General features: G+C 72.5%; 21 protein-coding genes. 12 read left to right on the top strand and 9 right to left on the bottom strand.

Features of this window, described 5'->3' with window-relative positions:
- The first annotated feature begins 143 nt into the window (after positions 1 to 143).
- The 7 genes from ACIP79_RS19650 to ACIP79_RS19680 all read left to right on the top strand — a co-directional run bounded on the left by ACIP79_RS19650 (position 144) and on the right by ACIP79_RS19680 (position 9401).
- Positions 144 to 2066 carry a 2-oxoacid:acceptor oxidoreductase subunit alpha gene (locus ACIP79_RS19650; protein ID WP_401224867.1) on the top strand — a complete coding sequence of 641 codons (1923 nt, stop codon included), beginning with the start codon at positions 144 to 146 and terminating at the stop codon, positions 2064 to 2066.
- Positions 2059 to 3180 (top strand): 2-oxoacid:ferredoxin oxidoreductase subunit beta, encoded by a 1122-nt coding sequence (locus tag ACIP79_RS19655; RefSeq protein WP_401224869.1) that lies wholly within the window; start codon positions 2059 to 2061, stop codon positions 3178 to 3180. The genes ACIP79_RS19650 and ACIP79_RS19655 overlap by 8 nt, the downstream gene beginning before the upstream one ends.
- A 259-nt stretch (positions 3181 to 3439) precedes the next feature.
- Positions 3440 to 4714, top strand: a complete 1275-nt coding sequence (locus ACIP79_RS19660) for a cation:proton antiporter (protein ID WP_401224872.1) — start codon at positions 3440 to 3442, stop codon at positions 4712 to 4714.
- Positions 4715 to 4767: 53 nt separating this feature from the next.
- Complete coding sequence (locus ACIP79_RS19665) at positions 4768 to 6156, top strand: MFS transporter (protein WP_401224875.1); 1389 nt, start codon at positions 4768 to 4770, stop codon at positions 6154 to 6156.
- A gap of 556 nt (positions 6157 to 6712) precedes the next feature.
- Entirely contained in the window at positions 6713 to 7783 is a 1071-nt protein-coding gene (locus ACIP79_RS19670; RefSeq protein ID WP_401224877.1) for a polyprenyl synthetase family protein, read from the top strand.
- Positions 7784 to 7910: 127 nt separating this feature from the next.
- A complete protein-coding gene (locus ACIP79_RS19675) occupies positions 7911 to 8225 on the top strand; it encodes a hypothetical protein (RefSeq protein ID WP_401224880.1) in 315 nt (104 codons plus the stop codon).
- Between the two features lie 399 nt (positions 8226 to 8624).
- Positions 8625 to 9401, top strand: a complete 777-nt coding sequence (locus ACIP79_RS19680) for a sigma factor-like helix-turn-helix DNA-binding protein (protein WP_401224883.1) — start codon at positions 8625 to 8627, stop codon at positions 9399 to 9401.
- A 76-nt stretch (positions 9402 to 9477) separates the two neighbouring features.
- On the opposite strand, the gene ACIP79_RS19685 is transcribed toward ACIP79_RS19680, so the two are convergent.
- A complete protein-coding gene (locus ACIP79_RS19685) occupies positions 9478 to 9858 on the bottom strand; it encodes a DoxX family protein (RefSeq protein ID WP_383683793.1) in 381 nt (126 codons plus the stop codon).
- Positions 9859 to 10285: 427 nt separating this feature from the next.
- Between ACIP79_RS19685 and ACIP79_RS19690 the strand changes: the two genes are divergently transcribed.
- Together ACIP79_RS19690 and ACIP79_RS19695 are read left to right on the top strand one after the other, a co-directional pair.
- Positions 10286 to 10657, top strand: coding sequence for a hypothetical protein (locus tag ACIP79_RS19690; protein ID WP_401224885.1), 372 nt, complete (start codon positions 10286 to 10288; stop codon positions 10655 to 10657).
- A complete protein-coding gene (locus ACIP79_RS19695) occupies positions 10654 to 11577 on the top strand; it encodes an RNA polymerase sigma-70 factor (protein WP_383683795.1) in 924 nt (307 codons plus the stop codon). The genes ACIP79_RS19690 and ACIP79_RS19695 overlap by 4 nt, the downstream gene beginning before the upstream one ends.
- A gap of 53 nt (positions 11578 to 11630) precedes the next feature.
- On the opposite strand, the gene ACIP79_RS19700 is transcribed toward ACIP79_RS19695, so the two are convergent.
- The 3 genes from ACIP79_RS19700 to ACIP79_RS19710 all read right to left on the bottom strand — a co-directional run bounded on the left by ACIP79_RS19700 (position 11631) and on the right by ACIP79_RS19710 (position 14339).
- Positions 11631 to 13229 carry an alpha/beta hydrolase gene (locus ACIP79_RS19700; protein WP_401224888.1) on the bottom strand — a complete coding sequence of 533 codons (1599 nt, stop codon included), beginning with the start codon at positions 13227 to 13229 and terminating at the stop codon, positions 11631 to 11633.
- A 92-nt stretch (positions 13230 to 13321) separates the two neighbouring features.
- On the bottom strand, positions 13322 to 13528 hold the full coding sequence (locus tag ACIP79_RS19705; RefSeq protein WP_401224890.1) for a hypothetical protein: 207 nt from the start codon (positions 13526 to 13528) through the stop codon (positions 13322 to 13324).
- A 166-nt stretch (positions 13529 to 13694) separates the two neighbouring features.
- Positions 13695 to 14339 (bottom strand): TetR/AcrR family transcriptional regulator, encoded by a 645-nt coding sequence (locus tag ACIP79_RS19710; RefSeq protein WP_401224893.1) that lies wholly within the window; start codon positions 14337 to 14339, stop codon positions 13695 to 13697.
- A gap of 123 nt (positions 14340 to 14462) precedes the next feature.
- Between ACIP79_RS19710 and ACIP79_RS19715 the strand changes: the two genes are divergently transcribed.
- Positions 14463 to 15995, top strand: a complete 1533-nt coding sequence (locus ACIP79_RS19715; RefSeq protein ID WP_401224895.1) for an MFS transporter — start codon at positions 14463 to 14465, stop codon at positions 15993 to 15995.
- A gap of 197 nt (positions 15996 to 16192) precedes the next feature.
- Here the strand turns inward: ACIP79_RS19715 and ACIP79_RS19720 are convergent, their stop codons facing one another.
- The 3 genes from ACIP79_RS19720 to ACIP79_RS19730 form a co-directional block, all read right to left on the bottom strand.
- Positions 16193 to 16477, bottom strand: coding sequence for a hypothetical protein (locus ACIP79_RS19720; RefSeq protein ID WP_401225008.1), 285 nt, complete (start codon positions 16475 to 16477; stop codon positions 16193 to 16195).
- A 152-nt stretch (positions 16478 to 16629) separates the two neighbouring features.
- Positions 16630 to 19305: a LuxR C-terminal-related transcriptional regulator gene (locus tag ACIP79_RS19725; protein ID WP_401224897.1), complete on the bottom strand. Its 2676-nt coding sequence runs from the start codon at positions 19303 to 19305 to the stop codon at positions 16630 to 16632.
- 376 nt (positions 19306 to 19681) lie between these two features.
- Positions 19682 to 20158 (bottom strand): hypothetical protein, encoded by a 477-nt coding sequence (locus ACIP79_RS19730; RefSeq protein ID WP_401224899.1) that lies wholly within the window; start codon positions 20156 to 20158, stop codon positions 19682 to 19684.
- 689 nt (positions 20159 to 20847) lie between these two features.
- Here ACIP79_RS19730 and ACIP79_RS19735 point away from each other — a divergent pair.
- Positions 20848 to 22047 carry an AAA family ATPase gene (locus tag ACIP79_RS19735; protein WP_401224902.1) on the top strand — a complete coding sequence of 400 codons (1200 nt, stop codon included), beginning with the start codon at positions 20848 to 20850 and terminating at the stop codon, positions 22045 to 22047.
- Positions 22044 to 22640, top strand: a complete 597-nt coding sequence (locus ACIP79_RS19740) for a DUF4276 family protein (RefSeq protein WP_401224905.1) — start codon at positions 22044 to 22046, stop codon at positions 22638 to 22640. Before ACIP79_RS19735 ends, ACIP79_RS19740 begins: the two co-directional genes overlap by 4 nt.
- 143 nt (positions 22641 to 22783) lie before the next feature.
- Here the strand turns inward: ACIP79_RS19740 and ACIP79_RS19745 are convergent, their stop codons facing one another.
- Both ACIP79_RS19745 and ACIP79_RS19750 read right to left on the bottom strand, forming a co-directional pair.
- The gene (locus ACIP79_RS19745; RefSeq protein WP_401224907.1) at positions 22784 to 23404 is read right to left on the bottom strand and encodes a hypothetical protein; all 621 of its coding nucleotides are present in this window, start codon (positions 23402 to 23404) and stop codon (positions 22784 to 22786) included.
- Entirely contained in the window at positions 23397 to 23957 is a 561-nt protein-coding gene (locus tag ACIP79_RS19750) for an RNA polymerase sigma factor (RefSeq protein WP_401224908.1), read from the bottom strand. The genes ACIP79_RS19745 and ACIP79_RS19750 overlap by 8 nt, the downstream gene beginning before the upstream one ends.
- Between the last annotated feature and the right edge of the window lies 1 nt (position 23958).

Raw genomic sequence — 23958 nt, forward strand, 5'->3', positions numbered from 1 at the left:
GGACCCACGGCCGGCGGCACCCGGGCAAGTCCCGGGCGCCGCCGGCCGTTTCGCTGCCCGCCCCCTGCCGCACACGCGCCCACGAACAAGGGAGGGCAGGGCCCAACAGCCCCGCCCCGCCGCCTCGATGGAGGTCCAGTTCAGTGACCAGCCAGGTCAGCAGTCCAGCCGAGCACACCGACACCACCACCGCAGCCGGGCCGCACCCGCCCAAGGACGTCCGCCGGCTGGACCGGGTGATCATCCGGTTCGCGGGTGACTCGGGTGACGGGATGCAGCTCACGGGGGACCGGTTCACCTCCGAGACGGCGTCGTTCGGCAACGACCTCTCGACTCTTCCGAACTTTCCCGCCGAGATCCGGGCGCCCGCAGGAACCCTGCCGGGCGTTTCGTCTTTTCAGTTGCATTTCGCCGACCACGACATCCTCACCCCCGGCGACGCGCCGGATGTGCTGGTGGCGATGAACCCGGCGGCGTTGAAGGCGAACATCGCGGATGTGCCGCGTGGTGCGGAGATCATCGTCAATACGGACGAGTTCACCAGGCGGGCGATGGCGAAGGTCGACTACGCGGCGAATCCGCTGGAGGACGGCTCGCTGGACGCGTTCAGCGTCCATCCGGTGCCGTTGACGACGATGACGGTGGAGGCGTTGAAGGGTTTCGATCTGTCGCGTAAGGAGGCGGAGCGGAGCAAGAACATGTTCGCGCTGGGGTTGTTGTCGTGGATGTATCACCGGCCGACGGAGGGGACGGAGCGGTTCCTGGCGGCGAAGTTCGCGAAGAAGCCGGAGATCGCGGCGGCGAACCTGGCGGCGTTCCGGGCGGGCTGGAACTTCGGTGAGACGACGGAGGATTTCGCGGTCTCCTACGAGGTCGCCCCGGCCGCTCAGACGTTCCCGCCGGGCACCTACCGCAACATCTCGGGGAACCTGGCCCTGTCGTACGGGCTGATCGCGGCTTCGCGGCAGGCGGATCTGCCGTTGTATCTGGGTTCGTATCCGATCACTCCGGCGTCGGACATCCTGCACGAGTTGTCGCGGCACAAGAATTTCGGGGTGCGCACGTTCCAGGCGGAGGATGAGATCGCGGGGATCGGTGCGGCGCTGGGTGCGGCGTTCGGCGGTTCCCTCGCGGTGACGACGACGTCGGGTCCGGGGGTGGCGCTGAAGTCGGAGACGATCGGGCTGGCGGTGTCGCTGGAGCTGCCGTTGCTGGTGATCGACATTCAGCGGGGCGGGCCCTCGACGGGGCTGCCGACCAAGACGGAGCAGGCGGATCTGCTGCAGGCGATGTTCGGCCGCAACGGGGAGGCGCCGGTGCCGATCGTGGCGCCGCGGACTCCGGCGGACTGTTTCGAGGCGGCCATCGAGGCCGCGCGTATCGCCGTCACCTACCGGACGCCGGTGTTCCTTTTGAGTGATGGATATCTGGCCAATGGCAGTGAGCCGTGGCGGGTGCCGGACATCGAGGAACTGCCCGATCTGACCGTGCGGTTCGCGCAGGGGCCCAATCACACTCTGGAGGACGGGACGGAGGTGTTCTGGCCCTACAAGCGGGATCCGCTCACCCTCGCGCGGCCGTGGGCGGTCCCGGGCACGCCGGGTCTTGAGCACCGGATCGGGGGGATCGAGAAGCAGGACGGCACGGGCAACATCTCCTACGACCCGGCCAACCACGATTTCATGGTCCGCACCCGCCAGGCGAAGATCGACGGCATCGAGGTCCCCGACCTGGACGTGGACGACCCCTCCGGGGCGGCCGGCACGCTGGTCCTGGGCTGGGGTTCGACCTACGGCCCGATCACGGCGGCGGTCCGGCGGCTGCGCGCGGCCGGGGAGCCGATCGCGCAGGTCCACCTGCGCCACCTCAACCCCTTCCCCCGCAACCTGGGCACGATCCTGGAGCGCTACGAGCGCCTCGTCGTCCCGGAGATGAACCTCGGCCAGCTCTCCACACTGCTGCGCGCCCGCTATCTGGTCGACGCCCGGCCTTTCACCCAGGTCAACGGTATGCCGTTCAAGGCGGAGCAGCTCGCGACGGCGTTGAAGGAGGCCATCGATGGCTGAGACGACGACCACCTCACAAGACACCGCCACAGCCACGGGCGCGGGGACGGCCACAGGGGCGGGGGCGGTTGAGGCGCTGTCCCTGGTTCCCAAGGCCGAGGCCGTGCAGTCGATGAAGGACTTCAAGTCCGACCAGGAAGTGCGCTGGTGCCCCGGCTGCGGTGACTACGCCATCCTCGCCGCCGTGCAGGGCTTCATGCCCGAACTGGGTCTGGCGAAGGAGAACATCGTCTTCGTCTCCGGCATCGGCTGCTCCTCGCGTTTCCCGTACTACCTCAGCACCTACGGCATGCACTCCATCCACGGCCGTGCCCCCGCGATCGCCACCGGCCTGGCCTCCAGCAGACGCGACCTGAGCGTGTGGGTCGTCACCGGCGACGGGGACGCCCTGTCCATCGGCGGCAACCACCTCATCCACGCCCTGCGCCGCAACGTGAACCTGAAGATCCTCCTGTTCAACAACCGGATCTACGGCCTCACCAAAGGCCAGTACTCGCCCACCAGCGAGGTCGGCAAGATCACCAAGTCGACGCCGATGGGCTCCCTCGACGCCCCGTTCAACCCCGTCTCCCTGGCGATCGGCGCGGAAGCCTCGTTCGTGGCCCGCACCGTCGACTCCGACCGCCGACACCTCACCGACGTCCTGCGCCAGGCCGCCGCCCACCCCGGCACCGCCCTGGTGGAGATCTACCAGAACTGCAACATCTTCAACGACGGCGCCTTCGAAGCCCTCAAGGACAAACAACAGGCCCAGGAAGCCGTCATCCGCCTCGAACACGGCCACCCCATCACCTTCGGCACCGACAACTCCCAGGGCGTCGTACGCGATCCGGCGAGCGGCGACCTGAAGGTGGTGGCCGTCACGGACGACAACCGGTCACAGATCCTCGTCCACGACGCCCACGCCGCCTCCCCCACCACCGCGTTCGCCCTGTCACGCCTCGCCGACCCCGACACCCTCCACCACACCCCCATCGGCGTCCTGCGCTCCGTGCAACGCCCCGTCTACGACACCCAGATGTCCGACCAGCTCGACACCGCCATCGAACAGAACGGCAAGGGCGACCTCGCCGCACTCCTCGCCGGCAAGGACACCTGGACCGTCATCGGTTGACGGCTCGAAGGAGACGCTGGCGGGCCTCAACCGCGCGGCGCGACAGTGCTGTCGGGCCGCGCGGTTGAGGCCCGCCGCGACGCGGCCGCGGACCCGCGACGGTGCGGGGTGCGGCCGGTGCCCGGCGGCGGGCCGGGACCTGACCCGGCGCTACCGCGCTGCCCCGGTTTCCCCTCTCATGCCGCCTGCCCCTGCCCGCCCGCGCCGCGCGCACCGCACCGGGGCACAGGACGGACCGCGATCTACGGAGACGGATGTCATGGATACGCATCAGACCACGTCACTTCTCGTCGGCCTCGCCGTCATGGTGCTCCTGGCCCGCCTGCTCGGCGCGCTGGCCCGCCGGCTGGGCCAGCCGGCGGTGATCGGTGAGGTTCTCGCCGGCATCGCGCTGGGACCGACCCTCTTCCACGGGGCGGTCACCGACTTCCTCTTCCCGGACACCGTCCGGCCCCTGCTCAGTGCCCTGGCCGCGGTCGGTGTCGCGGTCTTCATGTTCATCGTCGGCCTGGAGTGGGACGCCGCGATGATCCGGGGCAGCGGAAGTCTCGCGGCCACCGTCTCGTTCAGCTCCATCGTGCTGCCGTTCGGCCTCGGCACCCTCCTGGCGCTCTACCTGATGGACGACTACGGCACCGGTGACCGGACGGCGTTCATGCTCTTCATGGGCATCGCCATGTCGATCACCGCCTTCCCGGTGCTGGCCCGCATCCTCACCGACCGCCGCATGACCCGTACTCCGCTGGGTGTGATCGCCCTGGCCTGCGCCTCCATCGACGACGTCCTCGCCTGGTCCGTGCTGGCCGCCGTGGTCGCCCTCACCGGCTCGGCCGGCGCCGACCAGTGGCACATCCTGCTCGCCGTCCCCTACCTGGCCGGCATGCTCTTCGTGGTGCGCCCGCTGCTGCACCGCTACGCGGCCCGCAGGCCCGGACTGCGCCTCACCCCGACGGTGTTCGCGTGCGTCCTGGCGGGGCTGCTGCTGTCGGCCGCCGCCACCGAGTGGGTGGGCCTGCACTACATCTTCGGCGCCTTCCTCTTCGGCATGATCCTGCCGCGCACCGGCAGCGAGCAGCTGCGCAGTGAGGTGCACGACCGCCTCGGGCAGATGAACGGCGCGCTGCTGCTGCCGGTGTTCTTCCTGGTCGCCGGTCTCAAGGTCGATCTCTCGGGGCTGGACCTGGGCGGGCTGGGGGCGCTGGCGCTGATCCTGCTGGTGGCCGTCGGCGGCAAGTTCACCGGAGCGTTCGCCGCCGCCCGCCTCAACCGGATGCCGGTCAGGCAGTCCGCCGCGCTCGCCACCCTGATGAACACCCGCGGCCTGACCGAGCTCATCGTCCTGAACGTGGGCCTGCAACTGGGCTTCATCGGGCAGGACCTCTACTCCCTCATGGTGGTGATGGCCGTCGTCACGACCGCGATGGCTGGCCCCCTGCTGACCTGGCTCATCGGCCGGCCAGGGGACGACGAGGACCGCCCCCGGACCCGCGAGGCCCCCCAGCAGGTGGCGGGCACGGCGGGCACCACCGGCTAGACCTCTCCCGCCCCGCGCTCTCCCCGCACCTTCGAAACGAAAGGGGTTCGCCCATGACCACGGACGCTTCAGCGAAGCTGAGTCCGCAAGAGTTCATCGACCAGAGTCCGATGAGCCGTCGGCAGCGGCTCATCGTGGTGCTGGGTCTGCTCATGATGATCGCCGAAGGGCTCGACGCCGCCGTCGCCGCCTTCGTCTATCCCCGGATCGAGGACGACTGGGGGACCGACACCTCCACGGTGACCATCACCGTGACGATGAGTGTCCTGGCGATGATCGTCGGCGGTGTCGTGGCCGGTCCGCTCGCCGACCGGCACGGGCGCAAGGTCGTCACCGTCACCGGCATCACCGTCTTCGGCCTGGGCACGGCCGCTATGGCGCTCTCTCAGGAGATCGTCGCCTTCACCGGCCTGCGGATCGTCGCCTGTCTGGGGCTGGGCGCGGTCCTGCCGACGGTGATGGCGCTGGTCGCCGACTGGACCCCGGTCGGGCGCAGGGTCCAGATGGTCGCGCTGGCCTTCACCGGGGTGACGGCCGGCACCGCGGTGGGCGGGCTGCTCGCCTCCGTCCTCATCCCCGCCTTCGGCTGGCCCACGCTGCTGGCGGTGTGCGGGATCGCGCCGCTCCTGCTGATCCCCGCGGTGCTGCGGTTCGTCCCGGAGTCCGTCAGCGTGCTCGCCGCCCGCGGGCGGACAGCGCAGCTGCGCGAGGCTCTCACCGAGGTCGCTCCGGGCCGGGACCTGTCCGGCGTGGCCCTGGAGCAGACCGTGCTGCGCAGGCAGCCGCGGCCGCCGGCCCGGGTCATCCTGTCCCGGGACTTCGCCCCCACCACCCTGCTGCTGTGGCTGTGCTTCTTCGTGGGCCAGGGCGTCGTCTTCGTGATCCTCAGCTATCTGCCGCTGCTGGCGGAGCGCACCGACACCGGCCTGACGGGTTCACAGGCCGCGGTGGCCATCGCGGTGTTCGGGTGGGGCGGCCTGATGGGACAGCTCGCGGTGTCCTTCGCCCTCAAGCGGCTGGACCGGCTCAGGGCGCTGCTCGGCCTGTGGGGGCTGGCCCTGGTCTCCTTCGCCGCGGCAGGCCTGTGGGCGGAGCGGTTCCCCACGCTGCTGGCCGGGGCGTTCGTCCTGGGCCTGTGCCTCCCGGCGGCCAACGCCGCGCTGCAGGCGACCGCCGCGGTCGCCTACCCGCCGTCCGCCCGCGCCACGGGCATGAGCTGGGCCAACAGCGCGGGAAAGCTCGGCCCGGTGGCCGGCGGCCTGCTCGGCGGCCTGATGGCGAACGCGGGCTGGTCGCTGTCCACGGTCCTGCTCACCCTCACCGTGCCGGTCGGCCTCGGCATCGTGGCCACCCTCACGCTGAACGCCCGCCGCTCCGGCCCCCCGCCGGTGCCGCAGCCCGCCCCCCGTCCACTTCCGGCCCCCGCCTCCGAACAGGTGTGACCGCCCGCGGCCCTCATCCGTCCGCGGAAGAGGGCGCGGGCCGCGGGCGGCCGGGGAGAGGTGCTCTTGGCGCGGGGACGCCGGCCATGTCACTATCTCGGCACGTCCTTCCTGCCCTCAACCGCCGCCGTACGACGGCGGATCGAGGTATGCGCCCCTCAGTCGGCGCGAACCGAGACCGAGCCGGTGCCCGGCCCGTGACGCCGTAACCGAAACCCTCCCGCCGGACCGCGGACCCCCGCCACGGCATGCGCCACCACAGTGCGGCACCCCGCCCCCTCCTTCCTCCCCGTCCCCTCCGCCTGCGCTGCCCCCTGCGGTCACGGCCGTCAGAAGGCTCAGAAGGCTCGGAAGGCTCGGAAGGCGAGGACGGATACGACGGGGTAGGGCGCCGTGGCGGCGCACCGGAACCGGGCAACGGACCGGCGCCGCACCGCCGTTGCCCCGTTCCGCGACATCCCGTCCCGGGGCCCGGCTGCCCGCACCCCGTGCACCCGATGCACCCCATGAACCCGATCACCGATCCGACGCGTCCATCCAGCGAAGAAGGCCTGCCATGACGACCACGTCCCCGCCCCACGACGCTGACCTCTCCTCGATCGAGGAGACCCGCGCCGCACTCCTCGACCGTGTCGAAGAGCGGCTGCGGAGCTTCATCGCGCAGGAACAGTCCCGCTGGTTCGACATCAACCCCCGGGCCGCCCAAGGAGCCGACGCCATCGCCGCGTTCATCGCGAGCGGAGGCAAGCGGCTGCGCCCGAAGTTCTGCCTCAGCGGATTCCTCGCCGCGGGCGGCAGCCCCGCCTCCTCGGGCGCCGTCGACGCCGCGGCCGCCCTGGAACTGCTGCAGACCTTCATCCTCATCCACGACGACATCGCCGACAACTCCTCGCTGCGCCGCGGCGAACCCACCGTCCACGAGGTGTTCGCCGCCGAGCACCGGGCGCGCGGCTGGCAGGGGGAGTCCCGCCGTTACGGCGAGGGCGTCGCCGTCCTCGCGGGCGATCTGGCCTTCGTGTACGCCGACCAGCTGGCCGCCCAGCTCCCCGCCCTGTCCCGGGGGGTGTGGAACGAACTGCGGGCCGAACTGGTCATCGGCCAGCACCTGGACATGGTGGTCGCGGCGGAGGGGGTCGGCGACCCCGTGCTCTCGCGCTGGATCGCCGTACAGAAGTCCGGCCGCTACACGATCCACCGCCCGCTGGTGCTGGGCGCCACCCTCGCCGGCCGCCCCGACATGGCCGCCGCCTTCGAGGGCTACGGACTGGCGCTGGGGGAGGCGTTCCAGCTCCGCGACGACCTGATCGACGCCTTCGGCTCCACCGAGGACGCGGGCAAGCCGACCGGGCTGGACTTCGCCGAGCACAAGATGACGCTGCTGCTGGCGCTGGCCGCGGAGCGTGACCCGCGGGTGCGGGACCTGGTGGACCGCAGGGACGGCAAGCCGTGGGACGTCGAACTGCTGCGCAAGATCCTGGAGGAGACCGGCGTACGGGCCACCGTCGAGCGCACCATCGCGGGCCTGGTCGACAAGGCCTGCGCCTCGCTGGCCACTTCGGGCCTGGACGAGGCCTGGCGCCACGAGTTCTCCCGCCTCGCCACCCAGGTCGCCTACCGCAGCCGCTGAACCCCCGCCGCACAGGCGGCCTGGGCATGGGGCCCTCGGCGGCCGGGGCGGGCGGCGGCCCCCGAGCAAGGAGACCCCCGGAGCCCTCTGGAGACCCGCCGGAGATCCCGTACAGAAGGAGAAGCCGATGAGCGCTGCCGTACCGGCCGCGAAGCCGTCCGTGCACGATGGCGGGATCGTGCCCCGGGCCTGGGCGGAGGCTCTCTCCATGACCTGCGCCGACCCCGTCCACGCCCATGACCGCCGGCCGTGCGGTGAACTGGCCGCCGCCGCGCTGCGGGCGCACAGTGTGCTCTCGGCGGGCTTCGGGCAGCACATCGCGTTCACCGGGCTGGGCCCGGACGGCGGCGGGGTGCGCGCGCTCGCCGCCTTCCTCGCGGTGTACGCCGCCCGCCACGAGCGGCAGGACACGTACAGCCTGCAGAGCGCCGGCGCTGTCTGAACCCGCCTCCGCACCGCGTCCGTGCCGAGCGGCGCCTTCAACTGCTGCAGTACGTAAGGGACTTGCGGTCCCATCCCTGTCCGGGGCGGGGCCGCGGGCCGTCACGCCCGCCCGTCTCCCTCCCCCCGGGGCGGGCGGGCGCGACGACAGGCCCTGCGGCGTTCTCGTCGCGAATGTCTTCGCTCGTCGTGTCACTGATGCCCGGCCTGTCTCGTCTCGTTACTGACGGCCGGTGGCGAGGCAGGGAGGCGGGCGCCGATGTGCTGCGTCCGGTGAAGTGACGGCGGCACGGCCGGAGGTGACCGTGCGTCAGGCGGTGGCGGTTCTTTCCCGGCGTGCGGCGAGCCCGGAGCCGGGGGCCGTGGCGGTCTGATCCGAGCGGGGACAGGAGGAGCTTGCGTGAGCCGGATCGAGGAGTTCGAGGAGTCGCGGCCCCTGCTGTTCTCGATCGCCTACCGGATCCTGGGCAGCGCGGGCGAGGCCGAGGACGCGGTGCGCGAGACCTGGCTGCGCTACGAGGCCGCCCCCGCGGTGCCCGCCCCGGGCCGGGTGTTCCTGTCGGCGGAGGTCACCCGGATCTCGGCAGGCGTGCTGCGCTCGGCGGGCGTGCGGCGACGGAAGTACGCCGGGCCGTGGGCTCCCGGGCCGCCGGCACGCGACCCCTACCAGGACCTGGACCTGGACCATGACCTGGACATGGAACGGCCGGCGGAGCTGGCCGAGTCGCTGTCGACGGCGGCGCTGCTGCTGCTGGAGCGGCTGTCCCCGCTGGAGCGCGCGGTGTTCGTGCTGCGGGAGGTCTTCGGGTGCGGCCTCGCCCAGATCGCGGCGATCGTGGGCTGCTCGGAGGCGGCCTGCCGCCGGCTCGCCGCCGCGGTGTCGATGGCGAGCGACGGCGGCGGCAGGGCGCTGCCCTGGCCCCGGCGCATCGTGGGGGCGGAACGGGTGGCCCGGATGCTCGCCGCGATCGTCCCGGCCCTGGTCCGTATCGGCGTCACCATGGAGCCGCAGCAGGTCGGCTCCCACCCGGGAGCCGTCTTCCGCGACCGCGACGGCACCGTCCTGAGCGCCCTGGCACTGGACATCCTCGACGGGCGGATCCAGACGATCCGCTGGCTGACCGGCCCCCACGGCCTGGGCGGCGGCCCGGGGGCGGACGCCCCCGCGGCCACCTGACCGGCCACCTGGCACCTGACCGGCCCCCCGGCACCTCACCGGCGCCCCGGGCCGTGTCCCGGGCCTTCCGCGCCGGTCAGCCGGTGAAGGACTCCGGCCCGAAGCGGCCCCACGCCACGAAGACGGCCAGGGCCAGGTAGAGGAGATCGACCACGATCAGCTTGTCGCGCAGGCGGTAACGGGTGAGGGCCGCGCCGGTCATCAGCAGCGCGACGCCGACGGCGGCCACCGGCACCAGCACGGGGGCGATGTCGAGCGCGGCGGGCAGGATCAGGCCCGCGGCGGCCAGCACCTCGATGACGCCCAGGGCCTTGATGGCGCCGGCGCTGTAGAACTGCGTCCACCCCGCGCCGGGTTGGGCGGCCAGCTTCTCCTTGGTCATGAACAGCTTGGAGCAGCTGGAGACCAGGAAGACCACAGCCAGCAGCCCGGCAACGATCCACAGGGCGAGGTTCATTCGGTTTCTCCTTGAAAGGGTGCAGCCGGCTCCGGTTTCGGCGGAGCCTCGAACGGGCCCGGCGGCTTCTCCTCGGCCGGCGGCCCCCGGGGGGGGCGGACGCGGTCGCCGGTCAGTGCGCTCAGGAGAGGTGCCCGTCGGGTGGGTTGAGGGTGAAGAGCCGGTTATCTGTCAGTTCGTCCTCAAGCGACAACGGACGACGGCGGACTTCGACACGGGTGTCCGCTCCCCGGATCCACCAGCACGCCGCACCCGGACGCGCCCACCGGTGCGCGGGCGCACGCCGTGGCCTCCCCGGGCCGCCCCAGGGCCCCCGCACGGCGGACGCGGCGTTCGTCTCCCCGGCTTTTCCCCGCCCATGTCACAGAAAGCGCCGCTGTCTCGTCCCAGTGGCGAAGACAGGTTCCGGCATCGGGAAGCGGTGGTCATGCGCGTGTTCGTGGCAGGCGGTACGGGGGTCGTGGGGCGACGGCTGGTGCCGCGCCCGCCGGCCCGCGGCCACCGGGTGACGGCGACGGCGACCCGCACGGACGGGCCGCGCCTGCCGGAGCGGCCGGGCGCGGACGGGGCCGTGACGGACGGCCTGGACCCGGTGGCGGCCGGCGAGCGGCCGCCCCACCCGGCGGCCTGCGCGGGGGCCGGCCGCCCGCCGCGCCTGTCCGCGGGGGCGGCCGGACAGGCGGCCGTGACCCCGATGACCCGGGGCCGCGGCTTCTCCCGCGCCAAGGCCGGGCGGGAACCGGGCCGGGAGCTGCGCCACCCTTCGTGGCGCCAGGGATTCAAGGAGAAGCTCGCGTGAGGCGGACCGAGGAGTTCGAGGAGTTGCGGCCCCTGCTGTTCTCGATCGCCTACCGGATCCTGGGCAGTGTGAGCGAGGCCGAGGACGCGGTCCAGGAGACCTGGCTGCGCTTCGACGCCTCCGCGACACAGCCCACGTCGACCAAGGCCTTCCTCTCGGCCACGGTGACCCGGATCTCGATCGACGTACTGCGCTCGGCCCGGGTACGGCGCGAGGTGTATGTCGGGCAGTGGCTGCCCGAGCCGCTGCTCACCGACCCCTACGAGGACCCGGCCCGTTCCGCGGAGCTGGCCGACTCGCTGTCGATGGCGGCGCTGCTGCTGCTGGAGCGGCTGTCCCCGCTGGAGCGGGCGGTGTTCGTGCTGCGGGAGGTGTTCACCTTCGGCTTCCCGGAGATCGCCACGACGCTGGGACGTTCGGAGGCGGCCTGCCGCCAGCTCGCGGTGCGCGCCCGCCGTCACATGGACGCGGGCCGTCCCCGTTTCGAGGCCGACCGCCAGGAGCGCGAGAAGCTCGCCGAGCGGTTCTTCGACGCCCTGCGCCAGGGCGACGTCGACTGCCTGCGGGAGCTGCTCGCCGCCGACGCGCAGCTCCTGGGTGACGGCGGCGGGAAGGCCCCGCAGCTGGCCAGGACCGTCGTCGGCGCCGACAAGGTGGCCCGCCTCCTCGTCTCGTTCTTCCCCATGGTCGCGCGGGTGGAGGCGGCGATGGAGCCGCACGAGGTCAACGGCCAGCCCGGCGCGGTCTTCCGCGACCGGGACGGCAAGGTGATCAACACCTGGACCCTGGACGTCCTCGACGGCCAGATCCAGACGATCCGCTCGGTGAGCAACCCCGACAAGCTCGGCCACCTGGGCCCGGTCGCCGACGCCTGGGCGGTCAACCGCGAGGCCACCCGCGGCCGCCGCACCACGGACTGACCACCACCGCCGCCCCGGCCCCGATCCGGCGGGGGAGGGGCGGCGGGGGCGGCCTAGGAGCAGACGGTGCCGTCGGCGGGCACCTTCCCGTTGAGGAGGTAGCCGTTCACCGCGGCGGTGACGCAGGCGCTGCCCGGGTAGGCGCCGTGGCCGTCCCCCCGGTAGGTGACGTTGATGCCGACGCCTTCGCCGAGCTGTTCGGCCATGCGCCGGGCGCCCTCGTAGGGGGTGGCCGGGTCGCCGGTGGTGCCGATCACGACGATGGGCGCGGCGCCCTTCGCGCCGGCCTCGACGGTCGGGGACGAGCCGGGGCGGACCTTCCAGTCGGCGCAGTTGAGCAGGGCCCAGGCCATCGACTCGCCGAAGACGGGGGAGGCCTCGCGGAACCGGGGGAGCCGGGCGCGTATGTCCCGCTCGCTGTAGCGGTCGCTGGAGTCGGCGCACAGGACGGCCGTGTTGGCGGCGTGGAGGTTGCTGTAGCGGCCGTTGTCGTCGCGGCTGTAGTAGCCGTCGGACATCAGCTGGAGCCACTCGCCGTCGCCCTTGGTCATGGCGTCCGCCAGGCCGACCTTCAGGAAGCCCCAGGTCTCCTTGGAGTACAGCGCGGCCATGATGCCGGTGGTGGCCTCGGCCTGGGTGAGGGTGCTGCCGTCGTCGGTCTTCAGCGGCTTGCGGTCGATCCGCCGGAGCAGGGCGGTGATCTTCCGGGTGCCCTCCGCCGGGTCCTTGCGGGCCTCGGCGCCGGAGCCGGTGGGGCAGTCGCGCGCCTCGGCGCACTCCTTCATGAAGTTCTCCAGGGCGAGCTGGAAGCCCTGGGCCTGTCCCAGGGCGCCGGCCCCGTCGTCCTGGGTGGGGTCGACGACGGCGTCCAGGACGGTGCGGCCGACCCGGCGGGGGAACAGGTGGGCGTAGACGGCGCCCAGCTCGCTGCCGTAGGAGATGCCCAGGTAGTTGAGCCTGCGGTCGCCGAGCACCTGGCGCATCAGGTCCATGTCACGGGCGGCGCTGACGGTGTCGACGTGGGGCAGCACGGTGGCGGAGTTCTTCGCGCAGGCCCGCGCGAAGTCTCGCCACCCCTGCCGGTACCGGCGTGCCTCGGCGGCGTCGTCGGGGCTGGAGTCGGTCGCGAACCAGCTCTGGAGGGCCTTGTCGTCCAGGCACCGCACGCCTTCGCTGTCGCCGACGCCGCGCGGGTCGAAACTGACCAGGTCGTAGCGCTCGTGCAGGTGGGGATAGTCCTGGGCGTACTGGGGGAGGGTGGCCACTCCCGAGCCGCCCGGGCCGCCGAAGTTGAAGACGAGGGAGCCGAGGCGCCGGGGAGGTGCGCCCTTCTTCGTGGCGGCGGGTTCGGCCCGCGCGCGGATGAGGGCGAGGGAGATCTTCTCGCCTCCGGGGTCGGCGTAGTCGAGCGGTGCCCGCATGGTGGCGCACTGCCAGGCGGTGCCGTCCTCGAACGGCTGCGGCTTCTCGTCGGTTCCCTGCATGACGGACGGCGCCGGGCACGCCTTCCAGCTCAGCTTCTGGCCGGTGAGCGAGGCGGGCAGGACGGCCGGCGCGCCGCCCGCGTCGGCCGGGTCGGTGCGGCAGGCGGTGGTGGTGCCGGCGAGCAGCAGGGCGGTGAGGGACAGGGCACTGGCGGTCTGGAGACGCATGAGGGTCAACTCCCCGTATGGCTGGGCATGGCTGGGACCGGTGGCTGGGACCGGTGGCGTGCTGGGGCGGGGTCGCGGCGTGCCGCGCGGGCTCAGCCGGCGGCGCGGCCCCTGCCGGCCCGTCCGCCTCTGACGGCGGCAAGGGCCGGCGGCGCGGTGCCGAGCGGACCGGCGGCCGGACGCGCGCCGGGAGCCGCCGCCCGCCGCGGGATGCCGTCGCGGACGGAGAACACGGAGAACGCGGAGTAGACGGTGGTGACGGCGGTGGGCGCGGCGCCGGCCGGCGCGGGGGAGTCCATGACCATCAGCATTCCGGCGGACAGGTGAGCAATCGTCGGCCGCCGGCAGGAACCGTGCCTCTACCGGAAGGTGGAGCCCGCGCGGCGGGGGCGGCCGCGCCCGCCGGTCATGCCCCGCGCGAGAGTCGCGGCGCCGGACCGCGGGCGCCGTGCCCGCGGCGGCGGTCTACTTCGGCGGCAGCAGGGCGGAGATGAGGTCCCGCAGCGGGGGGAGGAGGTCCTGCTCGCCGGCGGAGGCCAGCGGCTCCAGGGCGGTGGAGGCGCGGAGCATGACGATGCCGAAGCTGGCGGCGAGCACGATCTGGGCGTGCAGCAGGTGCCGGTCGCCGTCGGTGTCCCCGGGCTGCCGGCCGGCGGTCGCGGCGAGGCGTTCGCTGAAGGACCGCAGGGTCTGCAGCCGGATCTCGTCGGCGCGTTCGTCACCGGAGGACCGCAGGAGCAGCAGGAGCCGGTGGGGGAACTCGCCCGCGTCCGGGCTGGTGAGCTGGCCGGCGATGGACAGCGGCACCTGGTCCAGGGGCAGGTCGGCGGCGACCGCGCGTTCGAGATCGTTGACGGACCCGGTCAGGCAGGCCGCGAACAGCCCTTCCTTGGAGGTGAAGTAGCGGTTGATGAGCGCGACGTTGACGCCGGCGTCGTCGGCGATGTCGCGGACGGTGGTGCCGGAGTAGCCGTCGCGGGCGAAGCGGTGCCGGGCGGCGTCGAGCAGCAGCCGCCGGGTGCCGGCCGCGTCCCGGCGCCGTGCGTCGCCCGCTCCGCCGCCGGATCCGGGCGGCCGGGGCGCCGTCGGCTCCGGAGTCTGTGTCGTCATGGCTTCCCTTCGCTCCGGTACCAGGTTAGGGGATGCCGCCCGAGCGTAAACACTTGTTGACTTGCGTGCCGGCCAGTCGGTACTTTGCGCGTCAACAACCGTTTACATCTCACCGGGAATCCCATGACCCACACCCTCGAGGAGCCCGGCAGCGCCTCCTCCCCGCGCGACGAAACCGGCACCGGCGGCGGCAACACGCTGCTGGTGGTCTACCTGTCGCTGGGCGGCCTGGCGTACGCGGTGCTGCAGTCCCTGGTCGCCCCGGCGCTGGCGACCATCGGGCGGGACCTGAACGCCTCGACGTCCAGCAGCAGCTGGATCATCACGGCGTATCTGCTGTCGGCCTCGGTGCTCACCCCGATCCTGGGCCGTCTCGGTGACATGGTCGGCAAGCGCCGGGTCCTCATCGGCGTGCTCGCCGCGCTGGCCGCGGGCACGCTGCTGGCCGCGCTGGCGCCGAACCTGACCGTGCTGATCGTCGCCCGCGCCCTGCAGGGCGCGGCGGGCGCGATCCTGCCGCTGTCGATCGGCGCCGTACGCGACGCGCTGCCCAGGGAGAAGGTCGGGGTCGTCGTCGGCCTCCTCTCGGCGATCTTCGGTGTGGGCGCGGGGATCGGCATCGTGGCCGCCGGCCCGATCGTGGAACACCTGTCCTGGCACTGGCTGTTCTGGCTCCCGCTGGTCCTGGTCGTCATCGCCCTGCTCGGGGCGGTCTTCGGGATGAAGGAGTCCCCGGTACGCACGCCGGGACGTCTGGACGTGCTCGGCGCGTCGATCCTGTCGGTGGGGCTCGTCGCGATGCTGCTGGCCATCAGCAAGGGCCAGGCCTGGGGCTGGGGCGACACCAGGACGGCGGGACTGCTCGCGCTCGGGGTGATCGCGCTGGTGGTGTTCGTCCTGGTGGAACTGCGGGTCAAGGAGCCCCTGATCGACATGCGGCTGATGAAGGTCCGCGGCGTGTGGGCCACGGACGTGGTCGCCCTCGCGCTCGGCTTCGCCATGTTCGGCACCTTCGTCCTGGTCCCCACCCTGCTGCAGCTGCCCGCGGCCACCGGCTACGGCTTCGGCAAGTCGGTGTCGCAGGCCGGGCTGTTCCTGCTGCCCACGGTCGTGATGATGGTGGTGTTCGGCCCGCTGGCCGGGATGCTGGACCGCCGTTTCGGCCCCAAGGTGCCGATGTTCCTGGGCACCGTCCTGGTCGTCTGCGCGTTCGTGCTGCCCGCCCTCGGCCACGGCGCGGTCTGGCAGGTGCTGCTCTCCGGGATCCTCACCGGCGCCGGTATCGGCTTCGCGTTCGCGGCGATGTCGAACGCCATCATCGAGAGCGTCCCGGCCGCGCAGACCGGTGAGGCCAGCGGCGTCAACACCATCGCCCGGACCATCGGCAGCAGTATCGGCACCGCGGTCATCGCCGCGATCATCTCCTCCCACAGCACCCCGCAGGGCCTCCCGTCCGACGACGCGTTCACCATCGGGTTCTGGGTCTGCGCGGGCGTCGTCCTCCTCGCCGTCGGAGCCGCGCTCATCCTGCCCCCGGCGCGCCGCCGCCACCAGCAGGCCGTCGCGGCCGGCGTCCAGGACCTGCCCCCCGAGCCCGCCGCACTCCACCTCCCGCGCCCCCGCCACGACCGCACGGGCGAGCCCCGCCACGGCTGACCCGCCCCGGCCGCGCCTTCACGGCGCGCAGGGCGGGGAGCAGGTCAGCAGGCGGCAGGCGGTTCCGCCCCCCTGGCCACGGGGGGCGGAACCGCCTGTTCACCCTGCCGCCGGCCTCGTCCCGGAAGCCGGGCCGGGGGCGCCACCGTGCCCTTGCCTCACCCCCGGCCCGGCTCCTGGGAGCGACGCCGCCTGGTTCAGGGACAGTTGCCGACCCTGTCCCTGTCCCTGGGGCCGTCGGTGCAGTCGTCGCTGCCCACGCCCGGGGTGCCGTCGACGACGTCGTCACCGTCACCGCCGACGGCGGTGTCGGGACTGTCGTCCCCGGCGAGGGTGTCGTGGCCCGGCCCCGCGGTAGGGGCGTCGGCCTCGGAGCCCCGTCGAGGCAGTCGCCACCGCCCGGCGGTGAGAGTGTCGACGCCGGCGCCGCCGCCGAGCGTGTCGTCGACGCTTTCGGGAGGAGGCTGTCGGTCCCCCCGAATAGATGACGGACGGCGCCCGCGCCGGGACGGGCGCCGATGATGTCGCCACTCACGCGCCGCCGCCGAACTGCCTGGTGCCGCCGACCCGCTGGCGGTGGCGTCTCCGGGCGCCGATCCGGGGCCGGGGTCGGGGCAGGAGCACGCAGCCGGTCCTACGAGGGACGGCGCGCCCGCTCCGGACCCGCACCGGGCGTGCCCGCCGCCAGGGTCCGGGCCAGCTCGCGCCGGGTGGTGACGCCCAGCTTGGTGTAGGCGTGGTGGAGGTGGTTGTCGACGGTGCGCACCGACAGGGCCAGGGCCTGGGCGATGTCCTTGCTGGCGTTGCCGGCCGCGGCGAGCAGCGTGATCTCCCGCTCGCGGGCCGTCAGCGCGGCCGTGGCCGGCGCGGTGGCCAGCAGCGGGGTGCGCGCCCCCTCGCAGCGGGCCAGCGCGACCGCGGCCCGGTGGGCGGCCGCCGAGGCACGGCGGGAATGGTGCGCGCGGCGCCAGGCGGCCGCCGCGGCACTCGCGGCCTCCGCGGCCAGCAGGTCCGCACCGGCCGCCTGGCAGGCGTCGGCGGCCCGCAGCAGCCTGCCCGGGTCCTGCGCCCCCAGCGCGGCGCTCAACTGTGCCCGGGCGGGCGCCAGTTCCCCCTCACAGCGGTCCGCAAGCCCGGCCAGCCGGCCCGCGGCCTCCCTGGCCCCGCCGAGGCGCGCGACATCGGTCAGCAGCAGCATCTCACCGGTGAGATGACCGGTCGCACGCGCGGCACCGGCACCGGCGGCGAGCACCGCCCGCGCCCGCGCCAGCCGGCCGCGGGCGGCCAGCAGCCACGCCTCGCCCAGGAGTTCCTCCCCGGCCGACAGCAGCCCCGGCGGCGTCCACGCCAGCGCCCGGTGCTCGGCCAGCGTCGCCTCGGCCGCCTCCAGGTCTCCCAGCACGGCCGCGCACGCCGCCAGCCCTCCGAGCGCCGGGCGCAGCGCCATGGCGTGGTCGATGGTCCGGGCCAGCGCCGCCGCCTTGGCCCACCAGCGCCTCGCGGTGACGGGATGGCCGGCCAGCCACTGCGCGCGGCCCAGGAAGACCGCCATCCACACCCGCACCACGGAGTCGGCGGCGACGAGTTCGGCGTAGCCGCGTTCCCCCTCGGCCAGCGCCTGCGCGGGCCGTCCGCTCTCGCTGAGGGTGAGCACGAGCGGGATGCGCTGGACGGCCGGGTGGGAGACCAGGGCGTGCTCGTCGACCCTGCGGTGGCCGGCGTCGGAACGGTGCGCCCACACCGTGGCCGCACCGGTGCGCCCCACCAGCGCCAGCGCGAAGGGCTTCATCCACGCCCCGCGTATCCAGACGTTGACGTCCGGCGCGTCGCCGACGTCGGCCTCCAGGTCCTCCAGCAGGGCCAGCCCCTGGGCGGGCAGCCCGGCCACCACCCGCATGAACCCCTCGTTGATGCGCAGCTTGCGGCGCCCGGCCGGCCCGTGGGTCTCCTCCAGGGCCGCCCCGCTGACCGCGAGCGCCACCGAGGCGGGGGCGTTGCTCCACAGCAGGGCCGCCGTGCGCACCAGTACGACCGCGATCCGCTCCTCCTCGCCGACGGCATCCGCCTGGGCGCGGGCGAGCACCTCCTCGGCCTGCTTCCAGCGGCCCATCTCGAAGAAGGCGTTGCCCAGCATCAGCGCGGTGGCGGTGGTGCGGTGCGCCTCGGGCAGCGCCTCCAGGAACGCGACGATCCGCGGGTAGTCGTGCACGTGCCGGGCCAGGGCGGCGGCCTGGACGAGGAGGGCGGGGTCGGCGGTGCCGGTGGCGGTCAGCCGCCAGCCGGCGATCCGCAGCAGGTCACCGCGCCGCCGCGCGCCGCGGGCCTCCACCCGCGCGGCCTGCTCCACCAGCAGGACACGCCGGCGCAGCACCGGCAGCGCGGCCCGCAGCACCTCGCCGTAGAGCGGATGGGCCAGCGACACCGACGTACGCCGCCGGTCCTGGACCGCCCGGATCAGCCCGGCCCGTTCCAGGGCCGCCAGCACGCCGGGCGGCGCGAGGGCCTCGGCGTCGGCCAGGGCCAACGGCTCGCACAGAGCGAGCAGTTCCAGCACCGGGCGCCCGGCCGCATCGGCGGCGGCCAGCCGGCCGCCGATCACCTCCGCCAGCCGCGCGGTGCCCGGCAGCCGGCCCTCGCGCAGATGCCACATCTCCCCGTCCTCGGCCAGGTCCCCGCGGTTCAGCGCGCCCAGGACCAGTTCCCGCAGATACAGCACGTTGCCGCCGGCGGCGGCCGACAGCTCGTGCAGGCCGCGCCGGGCGAGCGGCCCCCCGAGCACCGCCTGCAGCAGCTCCTCGACCTGCCCGGGGCTCAGCACGTCCAGATCGACCCGCCGTACCGCGTCCCCGCCCCACAGCGCCGCGACGGCCTTCCCGTACGGCTCACCGCTGCGGACCGTGCCGACGAGCACGAGGACCCCGGTGTCCATCAACTGCCGCAGCAGCACCGCCGACGCCGCATCCAGCAGGTGCATGTCGTCGACGAGCAGGACCCACCGCCGCGGACCGGGCCCGGTCGCCGGCGCGCGGGCCACCGCCGCGAACCCGGCCACCGGATCCGACAGGTCCACTCCCGTGGGCAGCAGATGCGCGATCACCCCGAGCGGCACCGCGCCCGCCGCGGCGCTCGCGGTCGCCCGCCCCACCCGCAGTCCCGTCGCCGCGGCCCGTTCCAGACACTCCTCGGCCAGGCGGGACTTGCCCACCCCGGCCGGCCCGCCCACCACGAACCCCCGGCAGTCCCGGTCGGCCAACGCCGCGGCGAAGGCCGCCAGTTCCGGCCCGCGCCCCACCAACGGCCAACGCCCCACCCGACCCTCCACCCAGGCCCCCCACTGCTCCCCGCACGGCTCCGGAGGGCTCCCGCACCCCCGGCCCTGCTCCGGCTCCCGACCGGAACAGCCCCCACCAGGGGTACGGGAGCGGTGGCCACCGCCGGTTCCCCCGAACCGGCCGGCGACGCGCCAGTAGCGTCACAGAAGGAGATAAATATTCGATAGCCGCCCGCTTCCCGGCCCGACAACACCCCCGGGAAAGGGCAAGTTCACCCCTGTGGCCCGGACACCCGCACCGGCGTGATGAACGCCCTGCGGCCGGGCCCGGAAGACCGGCGGCCGGCACCGGACGGCGCTTCGCCCCCGCTTCCAGAAGCGGGGGCGAAGCGCCGTCTGCTGAGGTTCCTGCCGGTCAGCAGGGCTGGATGTAATACACCGGTGTCCACGATGCGGTGCCGCTCTGCGGTGCGGTGCTGTGCCACCGGTAGCTGCCGTCGGAGTTGTAGAAGAACGCGGTGGTGAACAGGGTCTGGTTGTTGTTGAAGTAGCCGTTGCCTGTGCCGTAGAACTCGTAGTACCCGCAGTAGTAGTAGTTCCAGCGGGTGCCGTTGCCGTCCTGGACGCACAGGTATCCGAAAGAGCAGGCGATGGCGTCGGCACCGGCGGCGCCGCTCGCGGAGAACGTGACGACTCCGCCGGGCATGGTCGCCTTGTCCGGGGCGATCTGCTTCTCGCCGGGGTGACTGGCCAGGTAGTCGTCGACCTGAACCTGGGTGCTGCTGCTCTGGACGGCGGGTGCCGCCGAGGCGCTGCCGGCCAGCAACTGGCTTGCGGCCATCACCACCGCGGCGGCTGCCATCGCCAGAGCTCTGCTCAATCCCGTACTCATACCGCTTCCCCCTTGTGTCCGAGGCTTCGGATGCCACCCGTCGGGGATGGCATGCCTGAGCGCATCCCATCGTCCCGACGGCAGAAGACGGCCATGAAGAGCGAAACCGGTCGATCCGCCCGCATCGCCGGGCCGGCCGGGAGCGCTGCGCGCCGCAACGTGAACGGCAGGTCCGGGAAGAGTGGGCCGGGCCCACCGCAATGAGTGCGGGTCAGGACGGCGGCTCGGGGGCTGTCCTGCGCTTCGGGGCGGCGTTCACCCGACCTGGTCACCACCAGGCGGGTACGAGACCACGTTGGACTGGATGACAAGCCGAGGAGCCTCCTCCCGGACCGGCCGTGGCCTGTGCTCTCACGGGTGCGGCCGCGCAGCGGCCGTGCCCCGGGCCTCGGTCCCCTTCCTCAGGGGGTCTGCCTCCCGAGGCCGGGGGAGTGGCAGCCCAACGTGCGCCAAGGACCTCGGTAATGTGTCGGGTGCAGACCAATCGGATCATGAAGGTGCGACCCCGATACACCGTCATACGGTGCTGTGCCGGTGAGGGACGGTGGGAAGGCAGCCAATGACGGACGAGGAAGTGGGCAGAACGTGAACAGCAGCGCACCCACCGCGGTGTCGGACGGACTGGGTTCCGGCAGTGCACCGGGCTGCCGTACCGCACGTGACGTCCTCTGTGGATGCAGTGTGCGGTCATGCTCCTGACGCGTGTTCAGATCGAGAACTTCCGGTCGATCGCTGCTTGCGACGTCAGACCTGGCCCGCTGACAGTCCTTGCCGGACCGAACGCGGCCGGCAAATCGAACTTCCTGGACGCGCTGCGATTCATCCGAGATGTCCTGCGCTTGTCGCCCAGCCAGGCCCTGGAGCCACGAGGGGGCCTGAAAGAAGTTCTCCACCAGTCTCCTGCTGGCGGCCAGGCCGAATCCTTCCGTATCCGCCTGGAATTGAGTGCCCCCGCATCCGAGCCGGATGCCGAGCACTCTCCGTTCGACGCGTCCTATCTACTGGAAGTGGCTGCAGACCCCGAGGACGGTAGCCCCTCCATCCGGCGGGAAGAGCTGTCCTTCAGCGGAATGCCTGATCGGGGTTCCTCTCTCCCGGCCCTCCAGGGGCAATTCCGGTCCGGGGACTGGCGAGACGACCTGATTCTGTCCAAGGTCTCCCGCAGGCACCGCGAGGCTTACGCCGTGGCCCGCAGCCTCCACGCCATGCGCTTTTACGAACTGCACACCCCGGTGCTGCGGGACATTGACCAGACACCGCGCCGACGAGGCGATGTCGTGCTCGGCGAGCGGGGGGAGCACCTTGCGCGAGTCCTCAGCCTCCTGGCCCGCCACACGCCCTGGGCCAAGGAAACCGTCGACGGCTACGTCTCCACCATGATCGAGAACGCTGCAGGACTGGATGGCAAGGAGTTCGACGAGGCAGACCTTGCCTACCTCGTCGGCCGGTTCCTCGAGGACGGCAGGCAGAAAGAGGTTGACCGCCGGTCCCTGTCCGAGGGCACCTTGCGGCTGGTTGGTGTCCTCGCCGCGCTCTTTCAGCCCCGTGCGCTGAACGGGTCGATCCCCTTCATCGGGATCGAGGAACCCGAAGTCTCCCTGCACCCCCCGATGCTGGGCGCCCTCTACGACGCTCTTGTCGGCGCCTCACACAACACGCAGGTCATGGTGACCACCCAGAGCGCAGACCTGCTGGACAACTCCGCAGCTGACCCCTCACACCTGCTGGTTGTGCGCGACAACGGCCACGGCAGCATCATCGGACCGATCGACCAGAGCGGCCGCCGTCTGCTGGCCGACGGCGTGCTGAGCTTGCCCGAACTTCTGCGCAGCGGAGAAATGCGGCCGGGAATCCCGCTCCACGGCGTACAGGAAGGCGATCCGCGGTGAACAGCCCTTACCCGGTGATCGCGTCAGTCGTGGAAGGCCACGGAGAAGAAAGGGCCCTCCTGGGCCTGCTCCAGCGGCTCATCCCGTATCTGAGGGAAGGCGCCTACGCTCACATTCCGCCGCCCTACCGTCTCCCACGGGACCGGATGCTCAAGCCCGACCCGCTCGCCCAGGCACTCAGCATTGTTGCCGCACGCCAGCCCCGGCCCACCGGAGTCCTCCTCCTGCTGGACGCGGACGACGACTGTGCTGTTGAGCTGGCGACCCAGATACGCCGCCTTGCACAGAACACCCACGCGCACGTCCCCCTGACCGCTGTCGTGGCGGTCAGAGAGTTCGAAGCCTGGTTCCTGGCCGGAGCCGCCGGACTGGCCGGACACATGGGACTGCCCCACGACCTCACCCCTCCGCCCCACCCGGAATCCATCCGCGGTGCGAAGGAATGGTTGTCGCAACGCATGCCGTCAGGCATCACCTACCGGCCCCCGGCCCACCAACCGTCCTTCGCCCAGCACTTCGACCTGGACGCAGCCCGCAGCGCAGCACCTTCGTTCGACAAGCTCTGCCGCGACGTGCTGCGCTTCCTCGGCTGAGGCGTGCCTCGGACCGCCGAGCCGGTCCACGGTGGTACAGCGGCGCGCCCTGCCGCCGATGGGCTCCACCACAGACCGGCCGTCGGCCCATCACCAGCCTGAGCACGGCCGGCCGCCGCCGGTATGTGTGCCGGGCGGGCAGGTCAGCTCTCCGCGGCAACCGTGTCGTCGGCCGCGTCGAACAGGCGGATCACGAGTGCCCTGAGCCGGGGAACGTCCTTCCTGAGCTGACGGACGATCTCCAACACCGCGAGAGTCTTCTGCTGCTGAAGGGCATGACTGCTCTCGAGCCTGCTCGCCAGGGCGGGCTCGACGATCCTGGCCTGACGGTCGACATCCTTGATGAGTTCGAGCGCCACGGCCAGGGTGTGCACCTGGGTCTGCAGGCCGAGCGCCAGATTCAGCAGTCCCGCCTCCATCAGGAGGAGTTCCGGTACGACCGTCCGGGCGTTCAGCAGGGCTTCGCGGTAGCGGTGAATGAGGCTGATCAGATCGGGCGGCCCCTCTGCGTCGGGCGGCGCGACCAGTTCCAGCCCGGGAGGGCTCGGCCTCACCCAGTCCGACATGAACACGAACCCCGACGGTGTCCTCATCCGCTCCAGCGGACCACGCTCGCGCAGCGGAGCCAGAGTCTCGATACCGCTCTGTGTGTCCAGGGCCCGGGTCATCGTGGCGGAGAGTTCGCTGTGATGAGAGGCGAGGAGGTCGTCGAGCCGGTCTTGCGCACCGCGGTGTTCCCCCTTGCGGGGCGTGCGGTCACTCATATGCGTCCCCCTTGTCGAGGCCGAGGATGATGACGAGATCTCTGCGGGCCCGGCAGATGTTCTGCCGGACGGCTTCCGGCGTCAGGCCGAGCATCCAGGCGATCTCCGCGGTGTCGAACCCGTCGAGATACCAGGCCATGGCCGTACGCCGGGCAGGCGTCAGCCGGCCCAGCGCGTCCAGGACCCGCTGCTGCGTGTCAGTCAGAACCACCTCCGCCACCGGACACGTCCCACCGGGACGGTCGGGCACCGGATCCATCGCAGACGTGCGCGTGTTGCTCTGCCGCCAGTAACAGCGCTGCGCCGTCACCCGCAGCCACGCCCGCGGATGCTCCACGGTGCGCCACCGGTCGGGCAGCAGCCTCGCGATGGCCTCATGGGCGGCATCGGCGGCTTCGTAGGGGGAGGCCCCCTGGTGCATCAGGAACACCGACACGGCGCGCACCTCGCGCCGGTAGAACCCGTCGAAGTCATCACGGCGGAAAGCCGTCAGGTCCAGCACCCGCGCAGGGCCCTGGACCTCGGCCCCGGCCCGGGCCGGAGGTTCGTTCACC

The organism is Streptomyces sp. NPDC088747 (assembly GCF_044751025.1).
GTDB lineage: Bacteria > Actinomycetota > Actinomycetes > Streptomycetales > Streptomycetaceae > Streptomyces.